The sequence below is a fragment of the Paenibacillus senegalensis JC66 genome (assembly GCF_000285515.1).
In the GTDB taxonomy this organism is placed as follows: domain Bacteria; phylum Bacillota; class Bacilli; order Paenibacillales; family NBRC-103111; genus Paenibacillus_L; species Paenibacillus_L senegalensis.
On the sequence record NZ_HE610961.1, the window covers coordinates 65,601 to 88,768 of the forward strand.

A 23,168-nucleotide genomic window follows, 5' to 3' on the forward strand; every position below is an offset into this window, starting at 1 on the left:
TAGCTTATCGTTCTTTTCGTTTTTATTTAAAATTACCTTTAAGAAACCTATCCCCGGTTGATCCTGCAGGGGTCACTCCCGGGTTAGGCTGTTGCCATGCCCTAGTCTTGTCCAAAGGAGAAGGAGGCTGCCCATTCCAAACCGTTGGGCTTTCGCTTATTGCGATACCAGAAAAGCCCATGACAAAGTGAGATTTGCATCGGAGGTGTATCATGACCCGCAGGTTTTTTCTGAAATGGCTCTCCTCGCTTTTTTTGTCGGCGAGTGGAATTGTTTCAGTCATCAAGTGGTTTGTCGGCAAGCAAACCGTTGAAGAAAATCAGCTGACCTACCGTTCACGAGTACAAAGAGTCACACCCCAAACGGCTGATGGAGCCGGCAAATTACTGTTTGCTGCTTATCTGCTTAGCGACCCGCATATTAGTGAATTCGACCTCTCTACATCCGATAAGTTCAGAGGGGCGCTTAACGATATTTCTACCGCCGGAAACAAGGTAGATGCGATCATTTTGGGAGGGGATTTAACTGACTATGGCCGCGAGAAGGAGTATAACCGGTTAAAAAATCTGCTTAACGAATTCAAGCTTCCCCCTTTATTCGCCAATATGGGAAACCATGACTATTACGATATTTGGATTAACTCCAAAGGCTCATTTGCCAGAGACACCCTGCCAAACGGTAAAACCGACGCACAATCAAGAGCTCGCTTCATGAAATTTATGAATTATTCGACTCCTTATCATGATGTTTGGATTAACGGAGTTCACCTGATTTTGCTATCCCAGGAGACTTATTTGCAGGAAAATCGCGAGGTGGGCGAAGGGGCCTGGTATTCGGACAAACAGCTGACCTGGCTGCGGCAAAAGATGAGCGAGCACGCTAACGATGAACCGGCGATCATCATTATCCATCAGCCGATGCCGGGCGAAAACAGTGAGGGCGGCACCCACAGTGTCATACGGGCAAATGAACTGCGAGATATTTTGGAGCCGTATTCCAATGTGTTTATTTTTTCGGGGCATACCCATCAAGAAATAAATTTGGATAGTACTTATATTCGTCAGCGGAACCTGAATTGCTTCCATAATTCTGCAGTTTGCCGTGTCCTTACCCCCAATGGCGTTAGCAACCATTCCCAAGGCATGTATATAGAAGTTTATGAAAATGAACTGCGGGTTCGCGGCCGCGAGTTCACAACGAAAAGCTGGGTAACCGGCGCTGATTGGAAGCTGCCCATTAACCGTCACCAGCGCTGATCATGAAACGGCAGAGTGGGGAAATGGCCCCTCTGCTGCGTTTTATTTAAGGGAGAAAGCCCTCCTGACTAATCTTGATTTGTTCCTCGTCAAACCACTGCAAGAGCCGGTCCTTAACCAGCAAATAGGCTTGCGGATCATACCATCCATCTAACTCGTTAATCGAGTAATGCTGAGAGATGCCAAGCTGTTCAGTACGCCGCCCCTTGCTTCCATCTCCCATAAAGTAGTCATCGATACATACCCGGTCCACTGCTTTTTTCAACAGCCGTGGAAAATCCTCACTAGAAGGCAGCACAGGAGCAATCGCAGCCTGTGTTCTTACACCGGCGGTCTTCAGTTCAGATAGTGCCTTGAGCCGCGCTTGAATCGGCGGGGCGGAAGGGGTAAACAAGCGGCGAATGTGGTCCAAGTCCGTTTCTACCGTCATGCTCACCCGCACACGCTCACCTAAACGGAGGAATAAATCCGTATCTCTCGTCACAAGCGGACTTCGGGTTTGGACGAGCACGAAGTCCGGCGGCACTTCCACCATCGCTTCCAGCAAACCGCGGGTAACCTGCTCCTTATACTCCACGGGCTGATAAGGATCCGTGCTGGAAGACATAAACAATGTGACCGGCCCTTTGGTTTTAGCCCGCCGTAATTCCTTCACCAGCTGTTCCTTGGCTCCCGTTTTGACGTCAACCCAGGTACCCCAGGAATCCTTGCGGAACAAGGCGACAGGCATTCTGCGCACGTAGCAGTAGCTGCAGGCGAAGGAGCATCCTGCGTAGGGGTTAAGCGTATGCGTATAGCCATTCAAAAAGCCGCTGCCCGGATTAAGCAGTTTTTTGGAAACTTTATGCTGTACGTTCATCCGCTCACCTCCTGATATTAATTGATCATACCATGAAAAACGCTATGCCGCTCGGTCTATAACCATGACCATAACCATAAGCATAACCAGGCAGCGTTCAAAACGCAAAATGCTGGTCCCGTGTCCCCCCGCATTTGTACGTTTAATCGTTCAAAACTCGGACCGATGCACCTCAATTACGCGCGTTTGCGCCCTAGCCCCCCTTAAATCCGAAGTTTCGCGCACCAAAAACGCAGGCAGCAGGCTCCGCGCCCCCCCGCAAACCTCGGCTATTTCCATGCTGGGTGCTGCGGCGGCGGCGGTTCTATGAGTTTTTCGCATACTCCGCCTCTCCACGGACCCGTTTGCCACAGCATGGCCAAACAACAAACAACCGTAAGAGCGAATGTATCGCCTTACGGTTGCAGTTAAACAAAGACACTCAGCAGGCTACAGTGCTTTCGTCAGCACTGCCTGAGCATTATGATGATCTGCTTTGCTAAGCAATCTTCTTCTCATGCCGTCATCCAGGCAGTTATTATAAAGCAACATATGATAGTGAAACCAGAAGTGATGCCATCTGTTTCGCACCTTCATGATCAGGGGCCGTTTCATTCTGTCTCCTCCTTGTGCACGTCTTTGGCAAGTTATTAGTCTCCATCTACGCTGGTAACCAAAGTGTTTATTACTGGAAAGCAACGATTAACTAACGTTAACTTTTTTATATATACTATTGTCGGCTTTTGTTCTTCGAATGAACATAGGAAAATCCTACTATTTGTATTATATTCCACTAGTTCAAGTTACTCGGAAGGTCATTTGAATACCAGGAACAGATCATGAAGAATTTGCATCCAGCCAATTATAGACATCCACAAAGGGATACTGATCAGCACGCCCCAAAACAGTCCAGTTAGTCCACTGCTTTCCTTTTGCACGGGTTTCTTCCCCCTGTCGTTGTTTGGCGTTCGTTAGCTTTTTAGAGCCGTCTGCAATCGTCGCTTGCTTAGCTTTAACGAACGCTTACTAGCAGTATGGACAAACCCCGCATTAGATATGATCTTTTTTGAAAATTACGATACTTTCTGTGAAATAACCCCAGCGTAAACTCCCGCATGGTGAGCAATCTCGGGTAATCGGAGTAATCGGCCTTAATCACATGCTACGACATTTCGTATGAAACACTGGCTGCAGCTCCTTAATAGCTTAAAGCCCTGCATTTGTACGATTTGTCATACAAATCTCGGGCAATCGCCCTTCAATCTCCTGCATTTGTACGATTTGTCATACAAATCTTGGGTAATCGCCCTTCAATGCCCTGTATTTGTACGACGTTTCATACAAATCTCCGGTAATCACACTTCAACCGCATGAATTTGTACGACATATCGTACAAAACGCAGGCCACAAGCTCGCGCAGCCGGCGAACCCCGCCAACCTTGCTATTTTCATGCTGGAATTGTGCCAGAACTGGAGAAGACATGACTGCTTTCCTTCCAATTACCCTAGCTGCCTAAATTCCTGATCTAGGTTGTCTTAAAAGCCGTGCAGGCTCTCAGGACTCACACGGCTCTTATTCTTACTCTCATAATCCCCCTTTGCAGCTGTACATCAATCGGTACTCTGCGCGGAGCCCCGGCAACCTACGCCCCCTACGCCTCTACTTCTCTATTCCTCTACTCATCTACATTCCTGGGTCTCTCGCCCTACGCAGCGGCCCCTTAACCGACTCCCCACTCTTCTAATTCTGTACCATCACGGACCTCTCTGCTCCACGCTCCTTTGCAGCGGTACATCAATCGGTACTCTGCCTCAGACTGTCGATATCTATGCATTGGTCCTTGGGCTTTCCGCGCTTTCGCACTTTACCTCAGACTGCCAGCCCTCTGCATCCGCGTCTCTGCTCTTGCAGCTTGAGCAGCAGTCAATTTTGCGGCAGGCAGCCTGGCATCAAGCAATCTGGCAGCAGACCGTCTGGCAATCAGGATTGACGCTTACGTGGAGCCGATGAAGCATTCAGCTTCTGATACTGCTTGGGTGTAAGTCCATAGCGCTCCTTGAACAGGCGGATAAAATGATGGGTCGAATTATAGCCCAGCTGGCTGGAAATTTCCTGCACGGAAAGCTTCTGCTCGAGCAAAAGCTCCTCTGCCTTCTGCAGCTTTCTGCCCGTCACATAGTCAGTGAAGGTCATCCCCATCATCGCCTTGAACAGCTTGCTCAAATAATTAGGATTGACTTGAACATGCTCAGCCAGGCGTTCCAGGGACAGGGTGTGGTCCAGATTGTCCTCAATAAACTGCCGCAGTTTGGTTTCCATATCTTTTTCCCCGGTCTGCCGTTTGGCGCTCAGGTGATCCAGTGCCGCCCTAAGGGTGTCTCCGAACCATTGGACGAACTCGTCAAGCGACTCCAGTTCATGTCCGTATTCCCGGATATCGTAGCCCAGCAGCTGTTTGGCAGACAGGCCTAATGTTTTCCAGGCGCGGTTCATCTCCTGCACAACCTCCTGCACAGCTCTCCGGCAGGCTTCTACTGTATATCCGCCCGTCCTCATTTCTGCGGCAAGCTCGCTAGCTGCCTGCAAATACCTCTGGCTGTTTCCCGAACGGATGGCAGCCTCCATATCCGTCAAAAGCTTAGGCAGCCGGATGTCTCCTGCCCGCGATTCACTTAACAGATCCTCCGCCAAGTACAGACGTTTCTCGAATACAAAAGCGTAATCCAGGCTCTCCAATGCTTCCCTATAGGATACAGCCAGTTTGGCTGGCCCTAATGTATAGACACGTCCCAGCGCCAAACGGTAGTTTCCGGCAAGCAAGGCGTCTGCTTTTCTCAGGAACTCGTCAAGCACCTGGCGCAAGCTGCTGCCCTGCAGCAGGATCATGCCCGAGAGGCGGGTCTCCTCTTCTTTAATAGCATGAATCCGGCACCCTTGAGCCAGCTGGTCCAGCTCCTCCAGCAGATGATACAAGCGCAATTGCTGCCGGGTATGCTGGGCGGATGAACGGTCGGCCAACTCGAGTATAAAACTCACGCCCTTTTCCCCGCTGAAATCCATATCGAGCAGTTGAATATTATCGGCAAACGTGTCTTGATCGACTCTGCCTTCCATCAGCCGCGACAGGAAAGAGTGGCGAAGGACGGGTTTGTTTTTGTCCAGCTTCACCTTAAGCTCATCGATCTCCGTAGAATATTGCCGGAACAAGCTGCCAATCGGCTTATGCGCTTTCCGCGTCAGGAGGATGCCGAACGCAAGGTTAACGAGCAGCAGCACAGCCCCGATTAACAGAAGAAGCTTGCGCAGCTCATAAGATTGTCTGTAATAATCCTCTGCAGATGCAATTGAGATGTAAATCCATGGATTGTAGTTGGAGCTCGCGAACGACACGACGCTTTTCTTGCCATTGATATGGGCCTGGAACATCCCGTCCTCGGCCCCCGGTCTCAGCAGAGTCTGTTGAAACTCCTGCTCCTCTGCCTCGTTACTGAATTCCAGAGCACCCAGGGAATCAGTCAGCAGCTGCCCGTCTTCAGTCGCAATAATCAGCTGGCGTCCCTCGGCAAACGGCAATTGGCGGATAAATTGATTAATAGCCGGCTCGCTCAGATTAACGGCTACAATCCCCTGCTTGCCTCCCGGTCTAGGAAAATAAGGAATGGAACGGATATACGTAATGATCGGCCGCTCATCTCCATCACGCGTAGACAGCCAGCGAATAATTTCATCGTTCTCATCAAAGGAAGGGAACCATTCCGCGCGATGCCCCAGCTCGCAGTCATCATTCGGCAGGAAGCATACTTTGGTATTGAAAAAGATGAGCTTGCTTTCCCGATAGTAAATATCAATCGAATCTACATAAGGCAAACTGTGCTCCAAAATGCCTATCGCCCGGGAGACTCCCAGAATGCGGGCAGAATCCCGGCTGATGTCGTTGGATAATGGAAAAGTCAATTCTTCATTCCCCGAAATCGAGGACAGATAACGGTTTGGCAGCTCAACTGCATCCTTAAGCACCTCTTCATCTATCGAACTGCGCAGCTGCGTAACCGCTTGCATATTGAGTCGTTGAAGCTGCTCGTTGTAGCCGGAATTGAAAAACTGAAAATAAACCACGGATGGGATGACCGTTATAAGCAGAACAAGAATCAGGTTGAATACTAGCAAACGAATATACAGCGAATCCCTTTTTCCTGCTCTCCCCCTCATGCGGTTCTTCGCTCCTTTTCCCCTTTTTCCATTTCTTTTCTTTTTAGTAAACCGTATCAATCCTCATTCTGACAAGCTTTTTTCACAATAATGTTATTTTGCATGATAGTGGTATTTAGGTAGTATTTGATCGGTATTTCGAGTTAGTTCGGTGGCGATTAGGTGGACATTTTCGGGGATAGTTCGGGGATAGTTCGGGGATAGTTCCGTGGTGCTTCGGCGGACAATTTCGGTGGTAGTTCGGGGATAGTTCCGTAGTGCTTCGGCGGAGCATTTCGTGGGATTTGCCATACGTTTTCAGTCCTTTTTCCAGCCCATTACTAAAAAATGATACGATCTCACGATTTTGCTAATTGTGATATTCCGGGTTCCCATGTAACATCAAGGGCAGCGATGAAAGCGCAATCAAGGGTGCAAGCAATTACTCACAATTGGGCTGGCCGATGAAAACGAAGAGGCCCACATTTGTGGCTTATCCATGAAAACCAAGAGACAGTATAGACGTGCCAGACCGGGACTCATAGCGATTAAGCCAGAGGCAGAATAAGAGAATTGCGAGTACATGGAATTTGAAAAGCTCCCTTGAGTAAGCCGGCACTGTTTGCAGCAGAAATGGAGGAATGACATGCAGGGAACCGCCAGAAACACCCGCAAACCGAAGCTAAGCAACCAGCCATCTGTTTTTAAACGCTATGCAGCGAACAAGTATTACTTCATTATGCTGCTGCCAGTACTGATCTATTACCTTATTTTTCATTACGGACCTATGTATGGGGTCATTATCGCTTTTCAGGACTATAAGTTTTTAAGGGGCGTATCCGGCAGTGAATGGGTCGGCCTCGACAACTTCCGCGAGCTTTTCGCCGGCTCCTATTTTTTAACCGTCCTGCGCAATACGCTTATCATTAACTTTTATAAATTGGTATTCGGCTTTCCGGTTCCGATTATTCTTGCCTTGATGCTCAATGAAGTGATGAGGCCGGTATTTAAAAAGGTCGTGCAGACCATCAGCTATATGCCGCATTTTTTATCCTGGATCGTCCTCTCCGGTCTGATTATCGAGTTTTTGTCTCCAAGCCGGGGGCCCATTAACATTTTGCTCGATATGATGGGGATTGCGCCTGTTTATTTTATAACCGATGAACGGTGGTTCCGCTTTATTCTTGTCGTCTCGGACATCTGGAGAAGTGCCGGATTTACGACCATCATCTACCTGGCGGCCATTGCCGGAATTAATACCGAGATGTATGAAGCGGCCGAAATGGACGGCATCAGCCGGTTTAAAAAAATCATTTATATCACGCTGCCCTCGATGGCTCCCGTTATTGTCATCATGCTGATTCTGAATGCCGGATCAATTATCAATGACGACTTCGAGCAGATTTACAACTTGCTTAATGTAACGGTCATGAATGTTGGTGATGTGCTGTCGACTTACACCTACACGGAGGGCTTGACCCGCATGAATTACAGCTATGCCGCAGCCGTTGGTCTTTTCAAAAATGTAATTGCACTCATTCTGGTGCTGACCGCCAATTATTTTGCCCGTAAGTTCAGTGATGAAGCGATTTTTTAAGGCGGATTCGCACTCCAAACCATCAGAGGGGGAGCCTGTCCCATGAAATACAAAATGTCGTTCACCGATCGGCTGCTGATGCTGGTCATTTATACTGCTTTGACCTGCCTGGCTGTTTTTACGCTGCTGCCCTTAATGCAGGTGCTTACGATCTCTGTCAGCCCGCCCGAGGTTGTAAACCGTTTTGGCTTCCATCTGATCCCGGCCACCTTTGATTTCAGCGGATATGAACGCGTGCTGAGCCATTCCCTTCTGTGGACGGCTTACGGCAACACGATCCTGCGCACCTTACTGGGTACGGCTATAACGCTTCTGCTGACTTTTTTCGGTGCCTATCCGTTGTCTAAAAAAACACTGCCTCACCGCACCTTTTGGACGGGGTTCATACTGCTCACGATGTTTTTCTCCGGGGGAATGATTCCGTCCTATCTGCTGGTCAAAAATTTGGGGCTGATGAATTCCATCTGGGCGCTTGTGCTGCCTGGCGCCGTCAGTGCGTTCCTGCTTCTGATTGTCCGCAACTTTGTTTCCGGCCTGCCGGAAAGCCTGGAAGAAGCAGCCAAAATCGATGGCGCTCACGAAATCACCATTCTCTTCCGCGTTGTGCTCCCGCTTTCTCTGCCGATTATCGCTACAGTCGGGCTGTATACAGCCGTCTACCATTGGAATGCTTGGTTTGACAGCATGATTTACATCCAGACAGAAAGCAAGCAGGTGCTTCAGATTATATTGCGGAGAATTTTGCTGGAGGGCCAGGATTCCATGATGGAAACTGCCGGAGACCAGACCTATGTCAGCAGTGAAGCTATGAAAATGGCGATGCTGGTCGTAGCCATCCTGCCGATTATTTGCGTCTACCCTTTCCTGCAAAAGTACTTCATCAAAGGCTCTCTGGTAGGCTCGGTAAAAGGATAAGAGAAGAGGCAGTCTCTTTGCCAGCCAGATGCAAAAACCTATATGACGCAGCTCTTGTCAGCCAGATGCAAAAACCTATATCACGGTTGCACTCCGGTGAAATATCGGATCAACATACATTATTATTTAAGGGGGAACAAACGCATGAATGCCTTGAATCCATCCTGGAAGGCCCGTACCGCGGCGCTGATCGCCAGCGGCCTGCTAGCCGGTCTTGCCGCAGGCTGTTCGGGGGGAGGCCCAACGCCCTCCTCGCCCTCTTCCCCGCCACAAGGCGGCGACGGTGAAGGAACGGCGGCAGAAGAGCCGGTAGTGCTCGAATGGCTCGCCTATGACTCCTACGGCCAGCCCGACCCTTCCTCGCCTATCGTCAAGCTGGTAGAGGAAAAGTTCAACGCCAAGTTTAACTTCTGGTTCATAGACGCTAACAAATGGGACGATACTCTAAACGTCAAGCTCGCCTCCGGGGAAATGCCGGATGCGCTCAAGATCCGCAGCCGCAACAACATAGCCAACTACGCCAGCCAGGGGATTTTAGAGCCGCTCGATATGGATCTATTAAGAGAGCATATGCCGACGTACATGGATTACTTGGATACCAGCTATCCCCAGCTGTGGGATGCCGTCAAATATGATGGCGAGGTGTATGCGATTCCGGTGACGAACAAGCGCGGTGCTTACCCGACCGTTGTCGTCTGGCGCCAGGATTGGTTAAATAACGTGGGGATCACCAAGGTTCCGGAGACGATTGAGGAATTCGAGGAAGCCTTGTATAAGTTCCGCAACGAGGACCCGGATCAGAACGGAGCAAGGGACACCTACGGCATGTCTGACTTTGCCATTCCGATGATTCTCGGCGCCTACGGCTTCCCGCCGATTGACGATGTGAGCGCCGCAGCGAAGTCCTCGCCCGACCGGGCCCTGCTCTTTACCAAAAAGGACGGCCGGCTCGAGTTCGCGGCGATCCAGCCGGAAATGAAGGAAGCGCTCGCCTTGCTGCAAAGATGGTACCAGGAAGGGCTGATTGATCCGGAGTTTATCACTTCCGAGAACACCACCGGGTACTGGGCCAACTCACAGGCGTTCTTCAACGGCCGCATCGGGCTTACCGGTAAATCGCAGCCTGTCCACTGGCGCAATGAGATGAACCCGGATACTCCGGATGACCGCGGAGGCACCGTGTTCGAGGAGTTCAGCAAATCCGCCCCTGATGCGGAAATCGTATTCGGAACTCCGCCAGTTGGGCCGAACGGCCTGTCCGGTACTCCGCAGTGGGATATCTATAATGGCGCCATTGCGATTACAGCCGAGGCGCTGAAGGACCCGCGCAAAGTCGAGACGATCCTCAGTATGATGGAGGAAGCGGCAAGCGATTATGAATACAACATGACGCTGCAATTCGGAATCAAAGGCGAGGATTGGGATGAAGTTGACGGCAAGTTCGTCAGTCTGCGGCCCAGCGAGTCGAATGCCGAGGCGGCCAAATATGGGCGCTACGTGCTGCACGCCCAGGTCCAAATGGACGAGTTCCAGGAGCGGCGGGAACCGTTCACCTTCTACTTCGCCGAGAAAACAGCCGGCTTTGACGGGTATACGAAGCTGATCGTCCCTTCCCTGGACATCTTTAACCGTCATGCAACGACATTAGGCAAGCTGACAATTGAAACATACTTCAAAATCATTACCGGAGAAGTGAGCATCGATGCCTTCGATGATTATGTAGAGCAGTTCCGCTCCATGGGCGGAGATGAAGTCTTGGAGGCGATGAACGAAGCCTATCAGCGAGACATGGGCGGCAACTAATATTGTGTAAAAGCTTACTTAGCAGATTCTTTCCTTTTCAGGTGTTACTTTTATCGGAATTTAAGAGATTAGACTTGTAGACTGTTTGCGGGCTTGCGGGGAGCGGGCTTGCGTAAATCTCAAACTCTTCTGCAATAAAAGCATTCGCACCGGGTTCGTCTTGAATCGGTGCGAATGCTTTTTGCTTTGGCTCCGAACCTCCAACCGGTACCCTTCGCACAGTGCTTGCTTCAAACCTCCAACCGATCCACTCGGCTCAAGGAACACCATGCAGGACGCCTTGCCGAAAACCATGTAGGAAGGAACATCTTGCAGTCGATGCCCGCTGGACACAGTTGCAGTAGGTGTGCACGATAAAGCAACAGCCCCATCCGGAAGCTTAATTAAACCCGTTCCCAGTTATTTTTTTTCGCAGTAGCCCTGCATTCCTTACAAACACCGGCAACTTGTCCATTGTTCATCGTATAAAACTGCAGCTTATCCTTGCGTTTACATAGGGAGCATTTCTGGCCAGTGGCCGTTCTCCGTTTATAACTGCCTATAGCCACAATGTTCGCTGCCCGCCGCCTTCGGTTAAAGATCAGGACTACAGCTAACACCAGCAGTAGGATCAATACAAACACAACTCCTGTAAAAAACCAAGAGATATCCCCCATAATGTCCCTCCTTCTCTGCTCCTTTGTACGACTTACTTAACGGTTCACTCCCACGGGCTACATCAATGGCTTTCTTTCCCCAAAAGCCCCTACAGCTTAGAATATTTCGCTTCTCCAGATTAGCGACCTATATCTACGGTACCTCTACGGGTACTTCGATGATCACCAGCAGCCTATCTCTAAGGTTACCTCACGATTTCCACCTACAGCATACCCTGCGGGTTCACTCTAGCATCTTACCTCCACCGCTTACCCCCGATATCCCCTAAAGCTTCCCTCCAAATCTTTCCTCATATGTAACCCCATCATTTAACCAACGCTCCCTACGCTTCCCTCTACGTTTTCTTCTACGTTACTTCACCACCATAATTCCCCTATACGATTTACTAAAATGGTCCGCTAGAATCAATATCAGAAATATTTACTAGTTTGATATTTTTATTCTAGCAAGATTTCCTATCATGAGCTATGCTGTTCTTTCGTTGTGATAGCCGAGCGGTCTGCTCAAAAAATGCTGTCCTGACAGGCAAATCGCTGTTATGGCAGGCAATGTAAAGAATTGCATATGCGGTTCACAACTGCCGATAGACAGCAATTTACCTTATGCGATAGTGTGAATATTAATCCTGTATCGCTATTTGCGCCTTCAGAAGCTAGCCTGATCCGTCTCGCGCTCATGCTTTCTGCTACTGGCCTGATCCAACTCATGCCTTCATCTGATGGCCTGCCACCGACATGGTTGATTTTGTGTCCTCGTTACATACTGGCACAGACGTAATTCGAAGAATTAATCTGCGGAATACCTAAAGGTGTTGCCGGCCTGATAATCTACTTTTTTCAATCATGCAATTATGGAGGAAAGGGAGTTGGGAGTTTTAGTAAACGAATAGTAAAAATGCTTGTCGGGAATATGGTAGTAGCTCTGAAATCCTGATGCTCGCCGTATCCATTTCATGCCGCGGGAAATCAGATAACAAAAAAAGGGGGGAAAACAGCTCCGTGCCACCGGAAAAGGAGACAAGCGGCATTACGCAATCGAAGAATCATAACCAGCGGGCAATGGTTACTTTTGCCGCTTATGGCGAGGGAATTGCCCAGCCTTCCAAGCTAAAATTCCATCTGACACTTTCCTGCAATGGCCGTAACGAAGCTTTTGTGCCGTTAAATTCCGCCAATGGCTGCACGGCTGTCTGTAATGTCTAAGCAGCAGCACAGCAATCTGGGGTTACCGCTTCTTGTGGGGTTACCGCTTCCTGTCTAGGCGGGGCAGAGCTAGAAGATGAGGCCCGGTTTACGATTATTGATGCAAGCGGGCTTTGAGCCGAAATGTTGTTTTTCCGGGTGAAAATGAATCCGCTTCCATTGCCTTTTATGCGCCTAATGTTGTGCCTCAATCGCAAATGAGCGCAGCAGCCGCTATCTAGCGCTCGGGATATGAAGCATACTGGGCTATTGATCGGGAACGGACAACTATGCGGCACACCCGTTGGAATCCCCGGAGCTGGTGTCTCAATCTATTACACTAGATCATGGCAGCAAGCTGCTCCGTGAAAAGGCTAGGCTACGAAACCCGGACTGATTTTACCCCGGATGGCGTGATTACAGAATGTCGGATCTATGCCCGCCCGGATGGAAAGCAGTTTACGCTGGCCGCGAGCGGAATATGGGAAGCTGATTACTCGCGCAAAACGCTTGTTTTCCCAGCGGTCCCGGGCGCCCGTTATGTCCGGCTGGAAGCAGTTGATGGTACAGGCGGTTGCGCTGCGTCTGTCGATATACAGGTCTGCTATGAATAACCGGTAACGTAATGTACTTGCTCGTAAGCTCTACAAAGAGCAAAAGAAGAGCATGCGATCTACAAAAAATATAGCAGCACAGGCAGTCCTACAAATAGCACAGAGTATGATCTGCAAAGAACGAGAAAAGCCTGCGTTCCCCAAGAGCATGAAAAGGCACACCCTTTAAGGAACATAAGAACTATGCGCACTGCGCAAACCCATATAAAAACAAAAACCAACAGGAGGTCATGAATCAAATGAAAGGAAAACAGGCAGCAATAACCATCCTATCTCTTGCCTTAGTGGCAACCGCATGTTCGGGAGGCGGTACGGAGGGTACGGGAGGAACGGGGGGAAGCGATGATCCCCCTACTCCGGGAGGATCCCCGCAGGCCGTAGAAAATTTAAATCCAAGCGGGTTCCCAATTGTCGATGAACCGATTCAGCTTCGTTTTGTAGCAGGCAGGTCCGCTACCACGGCACAGGATTGGAATAATGTCATGCTTTTCGATGAATATGAGAAAATGACCGGCATCGATATTCAATGGCAGATGATTGGTACAGAAGTTTTGTCCGAGCAGCGGAACCTGATGCTTACCGGCGGAGATTTGCCAGATGCTTTTTACGCAGCGTCAGTCCCCAACCAGGACATTATGAGATACGGAATGCAGGGGGCCTTTATCCCGCTGAACGATTTGATCGAGGAACACGCGCCTAATATTAAACAGTTACTGGATGATAACCCGGACATTCGCAAAGGAATGACGATGCCGGACGGCAACATCTACTCTATTCCGAGGGTCTACGATCCGGAATTTGATTCCGTATTTTACAATCCAAAATTGTGGGTCAACGAGGAGCTGATGCAGGAGCTTAATCTGGATATGCCGCAAACGACCGATGAGTTCTATGATTTCCTGGTGAAGCTGAAGGAAGCTAATGGAGGCAATGCCCCGTTCGGTGCGGACAACATTAACCGGATTATCAAATTGTTCAATGGTTTCTGGGGATTACAAAACAAAGGGAGCCAGCACGCTTATGTCGATATTGATCCTGATACTAATGAATTGAGGTTTATTCCGACTGAGGAGAAATACAAGGAAATGCTGCAGTATCTTAACCGGCTGTATGAGGATGGGCTCATCGACCGCGATATTTTCACCATTAATTCTACGGAATTCACTGTCCGCCTGCAGGATGACCGTTACGGGGCCTTCATTGGCTGGGACCCGATCTCTTATGATCTGGGTGAGGAGTTCGTGGGTGCTGACGTTCTGGAAGGGCCTCATGGTGACAAAACTGTTGTTAAAAACTCGACCATTGCGGGGTTAGGCACTTTTGTCATCACTAATGCCAATAAACATCCTGAAGCTACTATGCGCTGGATTGACTACTTTTTTAGCGAGGAAGGCATGCGGATGTTCTATGCCGGCTTTGAAGGGGTAACGTATGAAGTGACGGACGGCGGGGAGATTCAATACGTGGAAGAAATCATGAATCATCCTGATGGTCTTTCTTTTGAACAAGCGCTGGTCAAATACTTGGTTTGGCCGGGAGGCGGCATGCCGGGGATTATTTCCCAGTCTTATTTCTTCGGCGGAGAAAGTCTCCCTTCCTCTATAGCCGCAGCCGACAAAGTCAAGCAATACATGAACGAAGAAGCGTGGCCTGCCTTTTCGTACAAGGAGGAGGAGGTTGACCGGATGAACGCGCTCTCCTCAGATATCAACACGTATATCCGGGAACAGCAAGCCAAATTTATCTCGGGTGCCGCTTCGTTTGCGGAATGGGACAGCTATGTCCAAACGATTCAAAGAATGGGACTGGAGGATTATATGCAAATCTATCAAGCAGCCTATGATCGATACCGTTCAGATAACTAAATCGAAAGGAGGTTCCCTTGATTTCATCATGGGAACTTTTCCTTTCTGTAAACTTCCCTTCTTTTTTGAAAATTTAAGGTATACTGGATAACAAGACATTACCTATTTATTATTGTATTGAGCATAATGTCTGTTATATTCCTATATTTCCGCTACTCGATGGACTATTGCTACGCCTGCTATAAGACCGTGCAATGAAGGAGGTCAAGCTTATCATGAGCGTTTATTTTCAAAAAGTGTTAGCGCTTCCAACCCGCATCAGACAGCTGTGGTCCGCCAGGCGCTGGTCCAATCGATTCTATCATTATCTGTTCTCTTATGTTTTCCTGGTGATCGTCCTGCTGCTTGGGGTCAGCGGCGCGGTTTACGGCTCCTTCCTGAACATTCTGCAAAAAGAAGTCGAGAACTCCACGTTGGCTACCCTGACGCAAATTAAAGAGGCCATGGATATGCGGACGAATGAAATGGATCGGATGGCGCTGCAAATTTCCACCAATCCGCTGCTTACTCCCTATGCGCTCAGCGAGAACGGCTACGGCATCTATCAAGCGGTAAGAGAATTGAAAAAGCACCGGTCCACCAATTCTTTTATTTACGACATCATGCTCTACTACCGTGAAAACGATCCTGCCCTGCTATATGCTTCAAGCGGGACTTATGAGGCGGCCCCTTATTTTTCCCGGGTATACGGAATGGAAGCCGAAGGCCCAGGAACTGTCCAGTTTGTGCAGCATATGGGCTCAACGGACAGCTCGGGATTGCGCGTAGTTGGTCATATTAAAGGTCATGACACGCTTGTCGGGCCTTTGATTACTTATTTATATCCGATGTCCGGCTCTCCCGATGGTTACGGTACCATTCTGTTTCAATTCAGGGAGCAGGACTTGAATCAGATGATTCACCGCGTATTGAAGGATTACTCCGGTGCGATCTATATTTTAAACGAGGAGGGCCAGCAGGTAACGGAGGTGCTCAATCAGGTCAGTCACGAAACCTCGCTCCAAATTATCCAAATGCTTCGTGATCAGCCACGCAACCCGGCACCATTGGAAACTGTTGATATTGAAGGCGCTCAATACTCTATAGTTCAGCTGACCTCGGATACGAATGGCTGGACGTATGTATCTGCCATGCCAACCAATCAATTCATGAGCAAGGTGAACGAGACCCGGCAAATTTTCCACTATACGATTCTGGCTGTTTTTTTGATCGGACTGATGATTGCTTTTGCTCTGGCCATTCGGAATTACCGTCCTATCGTCAAGCTGACCGGTTCTCTGCGCAAAAGCGGGTTGAACGAGGTTCTGCCCAACCGTACCGATGAAATAGCCTTTATTGCAGAAGCTATCGGTGTAGTCACCAAAGAAAATGAGGGCCTGTTAGAAAAGCTGAAAAGCCAAGCCGGCATCGTGAAAGAAAAATATGTGACAGCTCTAATTGACGGCACCATCCGCTCACGCTCTGAGCTGGATACTCTGCTTCCGGCTGAGGAGATCAGCCTGAAGGAGCCCCATTATGCCGTCCTACTGCTGTTAATAGATGACTACGAGCAGTTCAAACGGAAGAACCCCCACTCGATGCAGGATCTTGTACGGTACAGCTTAGGCAAAGCAGTTGAGAAGCTGTCCCTGGAAATCGGTGCGGGATATGCGGTTAATTATAGAAACGGCCGCGGCATCGTAGCTTTGCTCAATATCCGGGAGGGCTGCCAGCAGCCGTATCGATTGAATGATATAGCACAGCAAGCCAAGGAGTTTTGCAACAAAACGTACCGGCTGCCCGTCACCGTTGGGGTCGGCGGAATTTATGACGATTTTGACAAGCTGCATGTATCGTATACGGAAGCCGATTATGCAGCGCGCTACCGCCTTGTAAAGGGTGAAAATCAGGTCATCGTGTACCAGGAGGTCAATCAGGCCAAGGAAAGCTTGCTGTGGTATCCATTGGAGGCGCAAAAACAGCTGGTCCGTTCAATCAAGCAAGGAAGCGCCGAGGAGGCTGCCCGGATCATTCGGGAAATGATTGCTGAAACGTCCAATCAGTCCCTCTCGATCGAGCGGGTTGAATTTATCTGCTTTGATATGATTAATACGGCTATGAAAACACTTGTGGAAATGGACATTCCTTTGAAGGAAGATGAATGGTCCGTAGAGACGCTGTTTGTTCATGAGCTGGAGACGCTGGAGGCATTAGAGCAGCGGATGGTCAGCTTTTGTGAGCAGGTTTGCCAGTATGTGAACGAGCACAAGGAGAGCAGGAACAAGGACCTGCTGCAGGAGCTTACCGTTTATGTGGAGGACTGTTACGCCGATTCCTCCATTAATCTGGATCAGATTGCTGCGAGGTTCGGTTTCTCCGCTTCCTATTTGACCCGTTTCTTCAAAAACCAGACCGGCCAGTCGCTGATGCGTTATATCGATGAGGTAAGAATGGAAAAAGCTCGGGCTTTGTTAATCGATACTGATTGGACTCTGGGCGAAATCATTGAGCAAATAGGCTACACGGACTCAACCAACTTTATCCGCAAATTCAAGAAGCTAGAGGGGATTACCCCGATTCAGTACCGCAATCTTGTCCGCGGCGGTTCCCAATCCGTCTCTAAATAATAAGCCATAGACCCGAAGCCGTTTATGGTTTATGGTCTATGGCTTGCTGCCGCGAAAGAGCCGCTGCGTTGACAGGGACAGGCAAGCCCAATGCGAACGGCACGGCTCTTTTAAATGGCCTCCATCCAATCTAATTTAAGCCTTGTTTCCTATTCTCAATTTCCTGCTTCAGCAGCTCATCGACTTTGTTTAGCGCTGTGTTTACATCCGTAATGGCACCCTGCGCCAATTCCACGAAAGTCTCGTAAAGGATGACCTGCTGCCTGATTCCGGCGACCTCTACCTTATCCCGCTCCCTTTTGGGCGCATAGCTGACAGGCGGATAAACGTTAATGGCTCCCATATTTTTTCCGCTGTAAATCGGGTGCCCGGTTCCCAGTTCTTTTTTGATCGCTTCATTGTTCAAAGTAGTTGGAATTCCTCTCTTGGAATCCTCCATTTGGATTTCATCCGACAGCATCTCCATTATAATCTCGAAGGCAAGCTCCTTGTGCTTGCTTTGACTTGTTAACGAATAGTAGGCCGGCCCCCTCTGAGCCATGACTTCAGGTGCCCCCTCCATTAACGGATAAGCTGCGATATCCCAGTTAATTTCAGGCGGGATGGTCAAGTACACACTGTGCTGGTTAATCTGCATAGCCACGTTTCCTCCACTGAAGGCCAAGCTTTCTTTGCTGTTATCATCCCCGATGGGGTTGCCCGGAATTTGATAGAAACGAAGCAGGTTTTGGAAAAGGGCTCTCCACTGCTCCATATCGGCAAGTCCGTCTTCATGCGGATCAAGAATAGGCAAGGAGAGCGGATTATCACGCAGAACCGCCGCCGGGTTTGTGCTGAAGCCCCGGTATTCGACACCGTCCTCCTCCCGTGTCATCGTACGGGCTAATTCATATACCTCATCCCAGGTCATCCCGTCTGTCGGATAATCTACCCCGAACTTGTCAAACAGATCTTTGTTGTAATAAAGGACTTGAGGGAAATACGGGCCGACCGGCAAGCCGTAGAGCTCCCCGTTCTGTCCAATTGCCAACATTTCTTCGATGAAAACTTCATTGAAGCGGGACAAATCATAATTATATTTCTCCACATAAGGCATCATATCCTCACCCAGCTCCAAATCCAGATAACCACTCATAATTGTCGGCATATCCGTCCTGATAATATCCGGTATAGTGCCTTGTGTGATCAAATCCTGGATAGTCGTCCCCGTTCCATTGCGGATAAATTCAATCGTTACATGAGGGAACTTCTCCTGCAGCATAGCACCAAACCGCTCATAAAATTCTTCCTCGCCTGCGCTTCCATTATGAAGAATAAGCTTAACCGGATCCTTCGGTTCGTTTTTATCCGGCTCCGGGCTGTTCGTTTCCTCAACCTGGGATGTAGGAGCTGGATCAGAGCTTGGCTCTATCGTGCTCCCTCCCCCGCAAGCGGTCAACAATGCCATGAACAAGACCAGCATCGCCCTAGACATACCGTATTTTGGCATCATGTTATTTCCCCCTTTTTCAAATAAGCTTTTGCATCATTCCAAATCATCCGCGAACGGCAACGGGATTCAGACAAAGGAGAACTATTTTGTTCTAGATTTTGTTTGATAAACCTGATAAACCGTCCGCCGGGATGCAAAATGCTGAATTAAAAGATTAGCTGACGAAAACCCGTCATGTACATTAAGTTGTGCCCCTGCTTTGATCCTATATAGCTCCGGTTTATGATGGTTTATGCATGGCACCGGAAATGACAATATTATGGGTACCCGCTTGCAAATTCAAAGTTAACAGTCCGGTCTGAGGATCGTAATCATAATCTTCCGGAGCGATAATATCTCCGTTTACCGCCACTTCGGTGGCTGATTCAACGTGCAGTGCAACGCTTTGCGGCGAGGCAAGCTCTATGACTGCCTTCCACTCCCCGGTTGCCGGCAGCTTATCCACTGATGCTTGAAAAGCGGTGCTGCTGCCTTGCAGCAAAATTTGCTGATCATAGGATAATGTGGTGCCCCGGGTCATTTTATAACCGGCGAGCCCCCCGCTATCATCGAATTGCACAACAGCCTGATCCGGATTTCCTTCTATCCCCTCAACAGCAAACATTCCCTGGCCCGTTTTGAATAGAACATAATCCTCCTTAAAGCTGTTAATGCCTGTAGGAGAATAGATACGGGCGCCCAGCGCATTGATCCCGGAAATACGTTCTGCGTCAAGGTCGGTATTACTACCGCTCTCACTGCCTTCCCTAACCAGCCTTAGCGAATCCAAGCCCATCAAGAATCCTCCGGATTGCGGATTTTGGCCGACAATTTCATAACGAATGAGATGGTCTCCTGCAGTCAGGTTCAACTGGCCATGTATATAAGGCTCTGCTGCCTGAACAAAAGGGTGATACCCGTCGAACGGTGCACCTAACGGCTGATCGTTAACATACACCTGGAACTTTCCATAGAGGGGGGATTGGATAAACGAGCTGCTAACTGTATACATCCCATCTTCAGGCACAGTCACACGGTAGGTAATAGAATCACCCGCTTCTTCCCCACGATAGAAAATAAACGTTTTTCCTGCTGAGCTTAAAACTTTATACTCTTTACCCGTTGATGTAACCGGCGGCAGGAGGTCATATTCCTCATAAATCCCTGTCTCCTGTGACTTTCCGCTCTTCAATACGGTTAAGAACTGCTGCGCTGCTGCCGGCTCGCTACTCTCTGCCCTGACATAATAGCCGAACCGTTCAGCACCCGGGTATTTAGCGATTGTAAGGGGGAGAGCATGATCCTGGACAAATTTAACAGATAGCTCCGCTTTGCCGTTATTCACGTACAGGTGGTCCCCCGGGACCGTGACCCCTTCTTGTGCCTGTGCTCCATTAATCTTGTAATCGATTACCGAGCCGTTATACAGAATCCAATCAAATTGCCTTGGTGTATCGGCTTCCAAGTCATCAAATATGACATAGTAATCGGGCTTGATAAAAACAATATGGCGGTCAAATTTCGTTAAATTGGGAGACCCGTAGGCATCTGCGGCTGAACCTGTAACATAGTCATAGGTTTCTGAAAGCATTCCTCTCGTTAAGGAACCTCCGCCAGTCCGGGACTGTCCCTGGCCATCCACCTGTATCGTGCTATGCCCTAACCTCTCCGTAAAATCGCGAACGGGACCCGGTACATAATCCCTCGTACCCGGATCGAAAGCGATCCAGGAGCCGTTCGTAGCGATTTGGAAGCTGTTCTGATCATACTGGTTATGACCCATTTGCGAATTATTGCTTATGAATGCTAAAAGTTGATCCTCTCGTTCCCAACCAGTACGCAGAGCCGCCCACCCTATTTCCTCTAATACGGTAGAAATTGGCTGGTCAGGCTTTTCTATCACCGCAAATGGATCCATATAGATGAATCCGTTTAGCGATGCCTCTGCCGCCTTCGTTTCTTTTAAATACCAGCCGGCATGGCCATTGCTTAATTGGGAATTGAGAATGCTCATCGTAATCGGGTAATAATTAGCGGCCTCTGAATCGGAAAAATTGGCAAGACCTGCGCCGCCAGGAGCAAGAAAGTAAGTTATCCAGCGAATAACGAAATCATTCAGGAAAGGATGGTTAATCACCTCTTCTACTCCTGTCGTTCTATATATATGGTCTACCCCCCGCATAATATTGTCTACCGAGTAGCTGGTGTAACCAAGTCCTTCCTGCTCCCCCGATTCCATGCGTTTATCGAAATACCATGTATAATATTGCACCGCTCTGGTTAAATACTTATTCGCATTCGGGGATTTGCCGAGCAGTACACTTCCTCCTGTACCCAATGCGGACGCCCTAAGCGCCTGCAGGTTATGATCCATTTCGGCGGCAGTATCTGTCCAGAGCGGAATAAGGCCCTTCTGCTCGATGGCTTGTTCCAGCAAAGCTCTTTCAGCCGGGGTGAACTTGTCATATAAAATATCGTAGGCGGTGCTGACCGCAATAGTCAGATGCGCAGTATCCAAACAAGTAATGCCTGCACAAGTATAAGTGGGATCAGACCAGGCCGGCCAGGCCGCAAGAGCAAGAGCGTATTGTTTTGCTTTGTCGGCAAATGGCTCTTCCTCCGTAACGACATAGGCCCAGCTCAAGGCCTCAATCCGATTTTGAATCGAGGTAGAAAGCATAGTCCAGTACGGATACCGCCCTGATGTATAGCCTGGCGGATTAGCCAATGGTTCCGGCATGGCAGGAGGTACCGGGTAAGTAACGAGGTGACCGCCGTAGTAGGTTACCGTAAAGCTGGTCTCAGCCAAATAGCTGCGGGCTTGGGCTTCCACTACATCCCAGATCTGCTTGCCTGTCATTCCGAGAGGGTTATTTATGTCATCAGCTGCTTTAGCTTGAATGGAAGGAATGTCATCTTGAGTGAAGTATAAGCGTGGGTGCTCATTGATAAGCAGGGGGAATTCCATGACTTCTTCTTCCGGGGCTATACGTAAAGAAGCGTTATCAAAGTAAGAAATTCCTGTATTCGGCCCGTCTAAGTAAACTAAAACCGTGGCGTAAGCAGCCGTTTCTGGAGCCATGGCTTTTATTTCAATTTGCTGCCACAAGCCTAGCGAAGAGTTTGTTTGAATGGTTGTCTGGATCCGGGTATGGGAGCTGTCCCAGAATTCCAAATACAGCTGTGAGCGTCCCGACTCATTATAAGAGTAGACTGATGCCTGGTAAGCTTGATTCGGGTTCACAGGATAGAATTGACTCCTTAACCCTTTACCGAGAGAATCAGTATCCGTTATCTTCACGCTATATTCTCCTTCATAAACGGTAGAAGAAACTTGCTCGAATATAGTGCCGGAATTGAGGACATTCCACCCGGAGAAGCTGCCGGAACTAAACTCTTCGAAGCCCCCGTTAACCAGAAATTCCTGCGGTTCTTCCTCTGACTCCACTATCATCAATGAAGCCAGATCAAAATAAGCTGCACCTACATTCGGACCATCCAAATAAAGAACTATCGTTACGAAGGCAGCCTCCGCCGGTGCCTCCGCTTGAACTTCTATCTGCTGCCAAGCATTTAATGTGGATTGGGTTTGAATCGCTGTACTGATCCGGGTACGGGAGCTGTCCCAGAACTCCAGATACAACTGAGAGCGTCCCGACTCATTATAAGAGAAGACCGAGGCCTGGTACTTCTCATGTGGAATAGCTGCCTGGAAGGCGCTTCTCAGCCCCTTGCCAATAGAGTCGGTATCTGTCACTTTAACACTATGCTCTCCTTCATAAACAACAGTCGATGCCGGTTCAAAAATCGTTTGGGTATTAATCGCATTCCAGCCAGGGAAGCTGCCGGACTCAACCCGCTCAAAGTCTCCGTTGACGAGCAGCTCCCTGCCTGCTGCTGAAGCATTAATCGTGGATGACATCGGAATCAGAATAGTCGTGATGAGGCTCCATGCCAATCCGAACATCACCAACTTTGTTACTGTCCGCATAAATCTAGTCATTGTATAATCCTCTCCCATGAGCAAGATCATTCCTTAAACAGAAACAATTCAATAAAGGCTTCTCGCATGGTGATAAGGCAAGATGGCTGATCTAGCTGGCGGTCCACGAGCATCATTTACTACCGGGTCGACTATCTCACATGAATTGAAAGGGTTTACATAAAAGAGCAAGT

At 49.0% G+C, this 23,168-nt stretch carries 15 protein-coding genes; 8 read left to right on the forward strand and 7 right to left on the reverse strand.

Translation table 11 applies throughout. The features are described 5' to 3' along the window. The first annotated feature begins 212 nt into the window (after positions 1-212). A complete protein-coding gene (locus PSHG_RS18815) occupies positions 213-1,256 on the forward strand; it encodes a metallophosphoesterase family protein (RefSeq protein WP_010276192.1) in 1,044 nt (347 codons plus the stop codon). Positions 1,257-1,302: 46 nt separating this feature from the next. On the opposite strand, the gene PSHG_RS18820 is transcribed toward PSHG_RS18815, so the two are convergent. The 4 genes from PSHG_RS18820 to PSHG_RS18840 form a co-directional block, all read right to left on the reverse strand. Continuing rightward, a complete protein-coding gene (locus PSHG_RS18820) occupies positions 1,303-2,115 on the reverse strand; it encodes an SPL family radical SAM protein (RefSeq protein WP_010276194.1) in 813 nt (270 codons plus the stop codon). Positions 2,116-2,544: 429 nt separating this feature from the next. Further along, on the reverse strand, positions 2,545-2,709 hold the full coding sequence (locus tag PSHG_RS30715) for a hypothetical protein (RefSeq protein ID WP_157213473.1): 165 nt from the start codon (positions 2,707-2,709) through the stop codon (positions 2,545-2,547). 200 nt (positions 2,710-2,909) lie between these two features. Then, positions 2,910-3,032, reverse strand: a complete 123-nt coding sequence (locus PSHG_RS31755; protein WP_262362379.1) for a hypothetical protein — start codon at positions 3,030-3,032, stop codon at positions 2,910-2,912. 1,043 nt (positions 3,033-4,075) lie between these two features. Further along, the gene (locus PSHG_RS18840; protein WP_010276197.1) at positions 4,076-6,304 is read right to left on the reverse strand and encodes a helix-turn-helix domain-containing protein; all 2,229 of its coding nucleotides are present in this window, start codon (positions 6,302-6,304) and stop codon (positions 4,076-4,078) included. 625 nt (positions 6,305-6,929) lie between these two features. Between PSHG_RS18840 and PSHG_RS18845 the strand changes: the two genes are divergently transcribed. From PSHG_RS18845 to PSHG_RS18855, 3 genes are all read left to right on the forward strand, one after another. Further along, the gene (locus tag PSHG_RS18845) at positions 6,930-7,880 is read left to right on the forward strand and encodes an ABC transporter permease (protein WP_010276200.1); all 951 of its coding nucleotides are present in this window, start codon (positions 6,930-6,932) and stop codon (positions 7,878-7,880) included. Positions 7,881-7,922: 42 nt separating this feature from the next. Then, positions 7,923-8,795: a carbohydrate ABC transporter permease gene (locus PSHG_RS18850; protein ID WP_010276202.1), complete on the forward strand. Its 873-nt coding sequence runs from the start codon at positions 7,923-7,925 to the stop codon at positions 8,793-8,795. 144 nt (positions 8,796-8,939) lie between these two features. Beyond that, complete coding sequence (locus PSHG_RS18855; RefSeq protein ID WP_010276204.1) at positions 8,940-10,598, forward strand: extracellular solute-binding protein; 1,659 nt, start codon at positions 8,940-8,942, stop codon at positions 10,596-10,598. Between the two features lie 383 nt (positions 10,599-10,981). Here PSHG_RS18855 and PSHG_RS28300 read toward each other — a convergent pair whose 3' ends face one another. Beyond that, entirely contained in the window at positions 10,982-11,254 is a 273-nt protein-coding gene (locus PSHG_RS28300) for a hypothetical protein (protein WP_010276209.1), read from the reverse strand. Between the two features lie 999 nt (positions 11,255-12,253). On the opposite strand from PSHG_RS28300, the gene PSHG_RS18870 reads away from it, so the two are divergent. The 4 genes from PSHG_RS18870 (at position 12,254) to PSHG_RS18885 (ending at position 17,521) form a co-directional block, all read left to right on the forward strand. Continuing rightward, positions 12,254-12,457 carry a hypothetical protein gene (locus PSHG_RS18870; RefSeq protein WP_010276212.1) on the forward strand — a complete coding sequence of 68 codons (204 nt, stop codon included), beginning with the start codon at positions 12,254-12,256 and terminating at the stop codon, positions 12,455-12,457. A gap of 344 nt (positions 12,458-12,801) precedes the next feature. Next, the gene (locus PSHG_RS18875) at positions 12,802-13,050 is read left to right on the forward strand and encodes a hypothetical protein (protein ID WP_148497786.1); all 249 of its coding nucleotides are present in this window, start codon (positions 12,802-12,804) and stop codon (positions 13,048-13,050) included. Positions 13,051-13,289: 239 nt separating this feature from the next. After that, positions 13,290-14,915, forward strand: a complete 1,626-nt coding sequence (locus tag PSHG_RS18880; RefSeq protein WP_010276216.1) for an extracellular solute-binding protein — start codon at positions 13,290-13,292, stop codon at positions 14,913-14,915. Between the two features lie 215 nt (positions 14,916-15,130). Then, positions 15,131-17,521, forward strand: a complete 2,391-nt coding sequence (locus PSHG_RS18885; RefSeq protein WP_010276219.1) for a helix-turn-helix domain-containing protein — start codon at positions 15,131-15,133, stop codon at positions 17,519-17,521. 130 nt (positions 17,522-17,651) lie between these two features. Here PSHG_RS18885 and PSHG_RS18890 read toward each other — a convergent pair whose 3' ends face one another. Both PSHG_RS18890 and PSHG_RS18895 read right to left on the reverse strand, forming a co-directional pair. Continuing rightward, positions 17,652-19,013 carry an ABC transporter substrate-binding protein gene (locus PSHG_RS18890; protein WP_010276221.1) on the reverse strand — a complete coding sequence of 454 codons (1,362 nt, stop codon included), beginning with the start codon at positions 19,011-19,013 and terminating at the stop codon, positions 17,652-17,654. A 220-nt stretch (positions 19,014-19,233) separates the two neighbouring features. Then, positions 19,234-22,995, reverse strand: coding sequence for a heparinase II/III domain-containing protein (locus PSHG_RS18895; protein WP_157213474.1), 3,762 nt, complete (start codon positions 22,993-22,995; stop codon positions 19,234-19,236). Positions 22,996-23,168 lie beyond the last annotated feature (173 nt).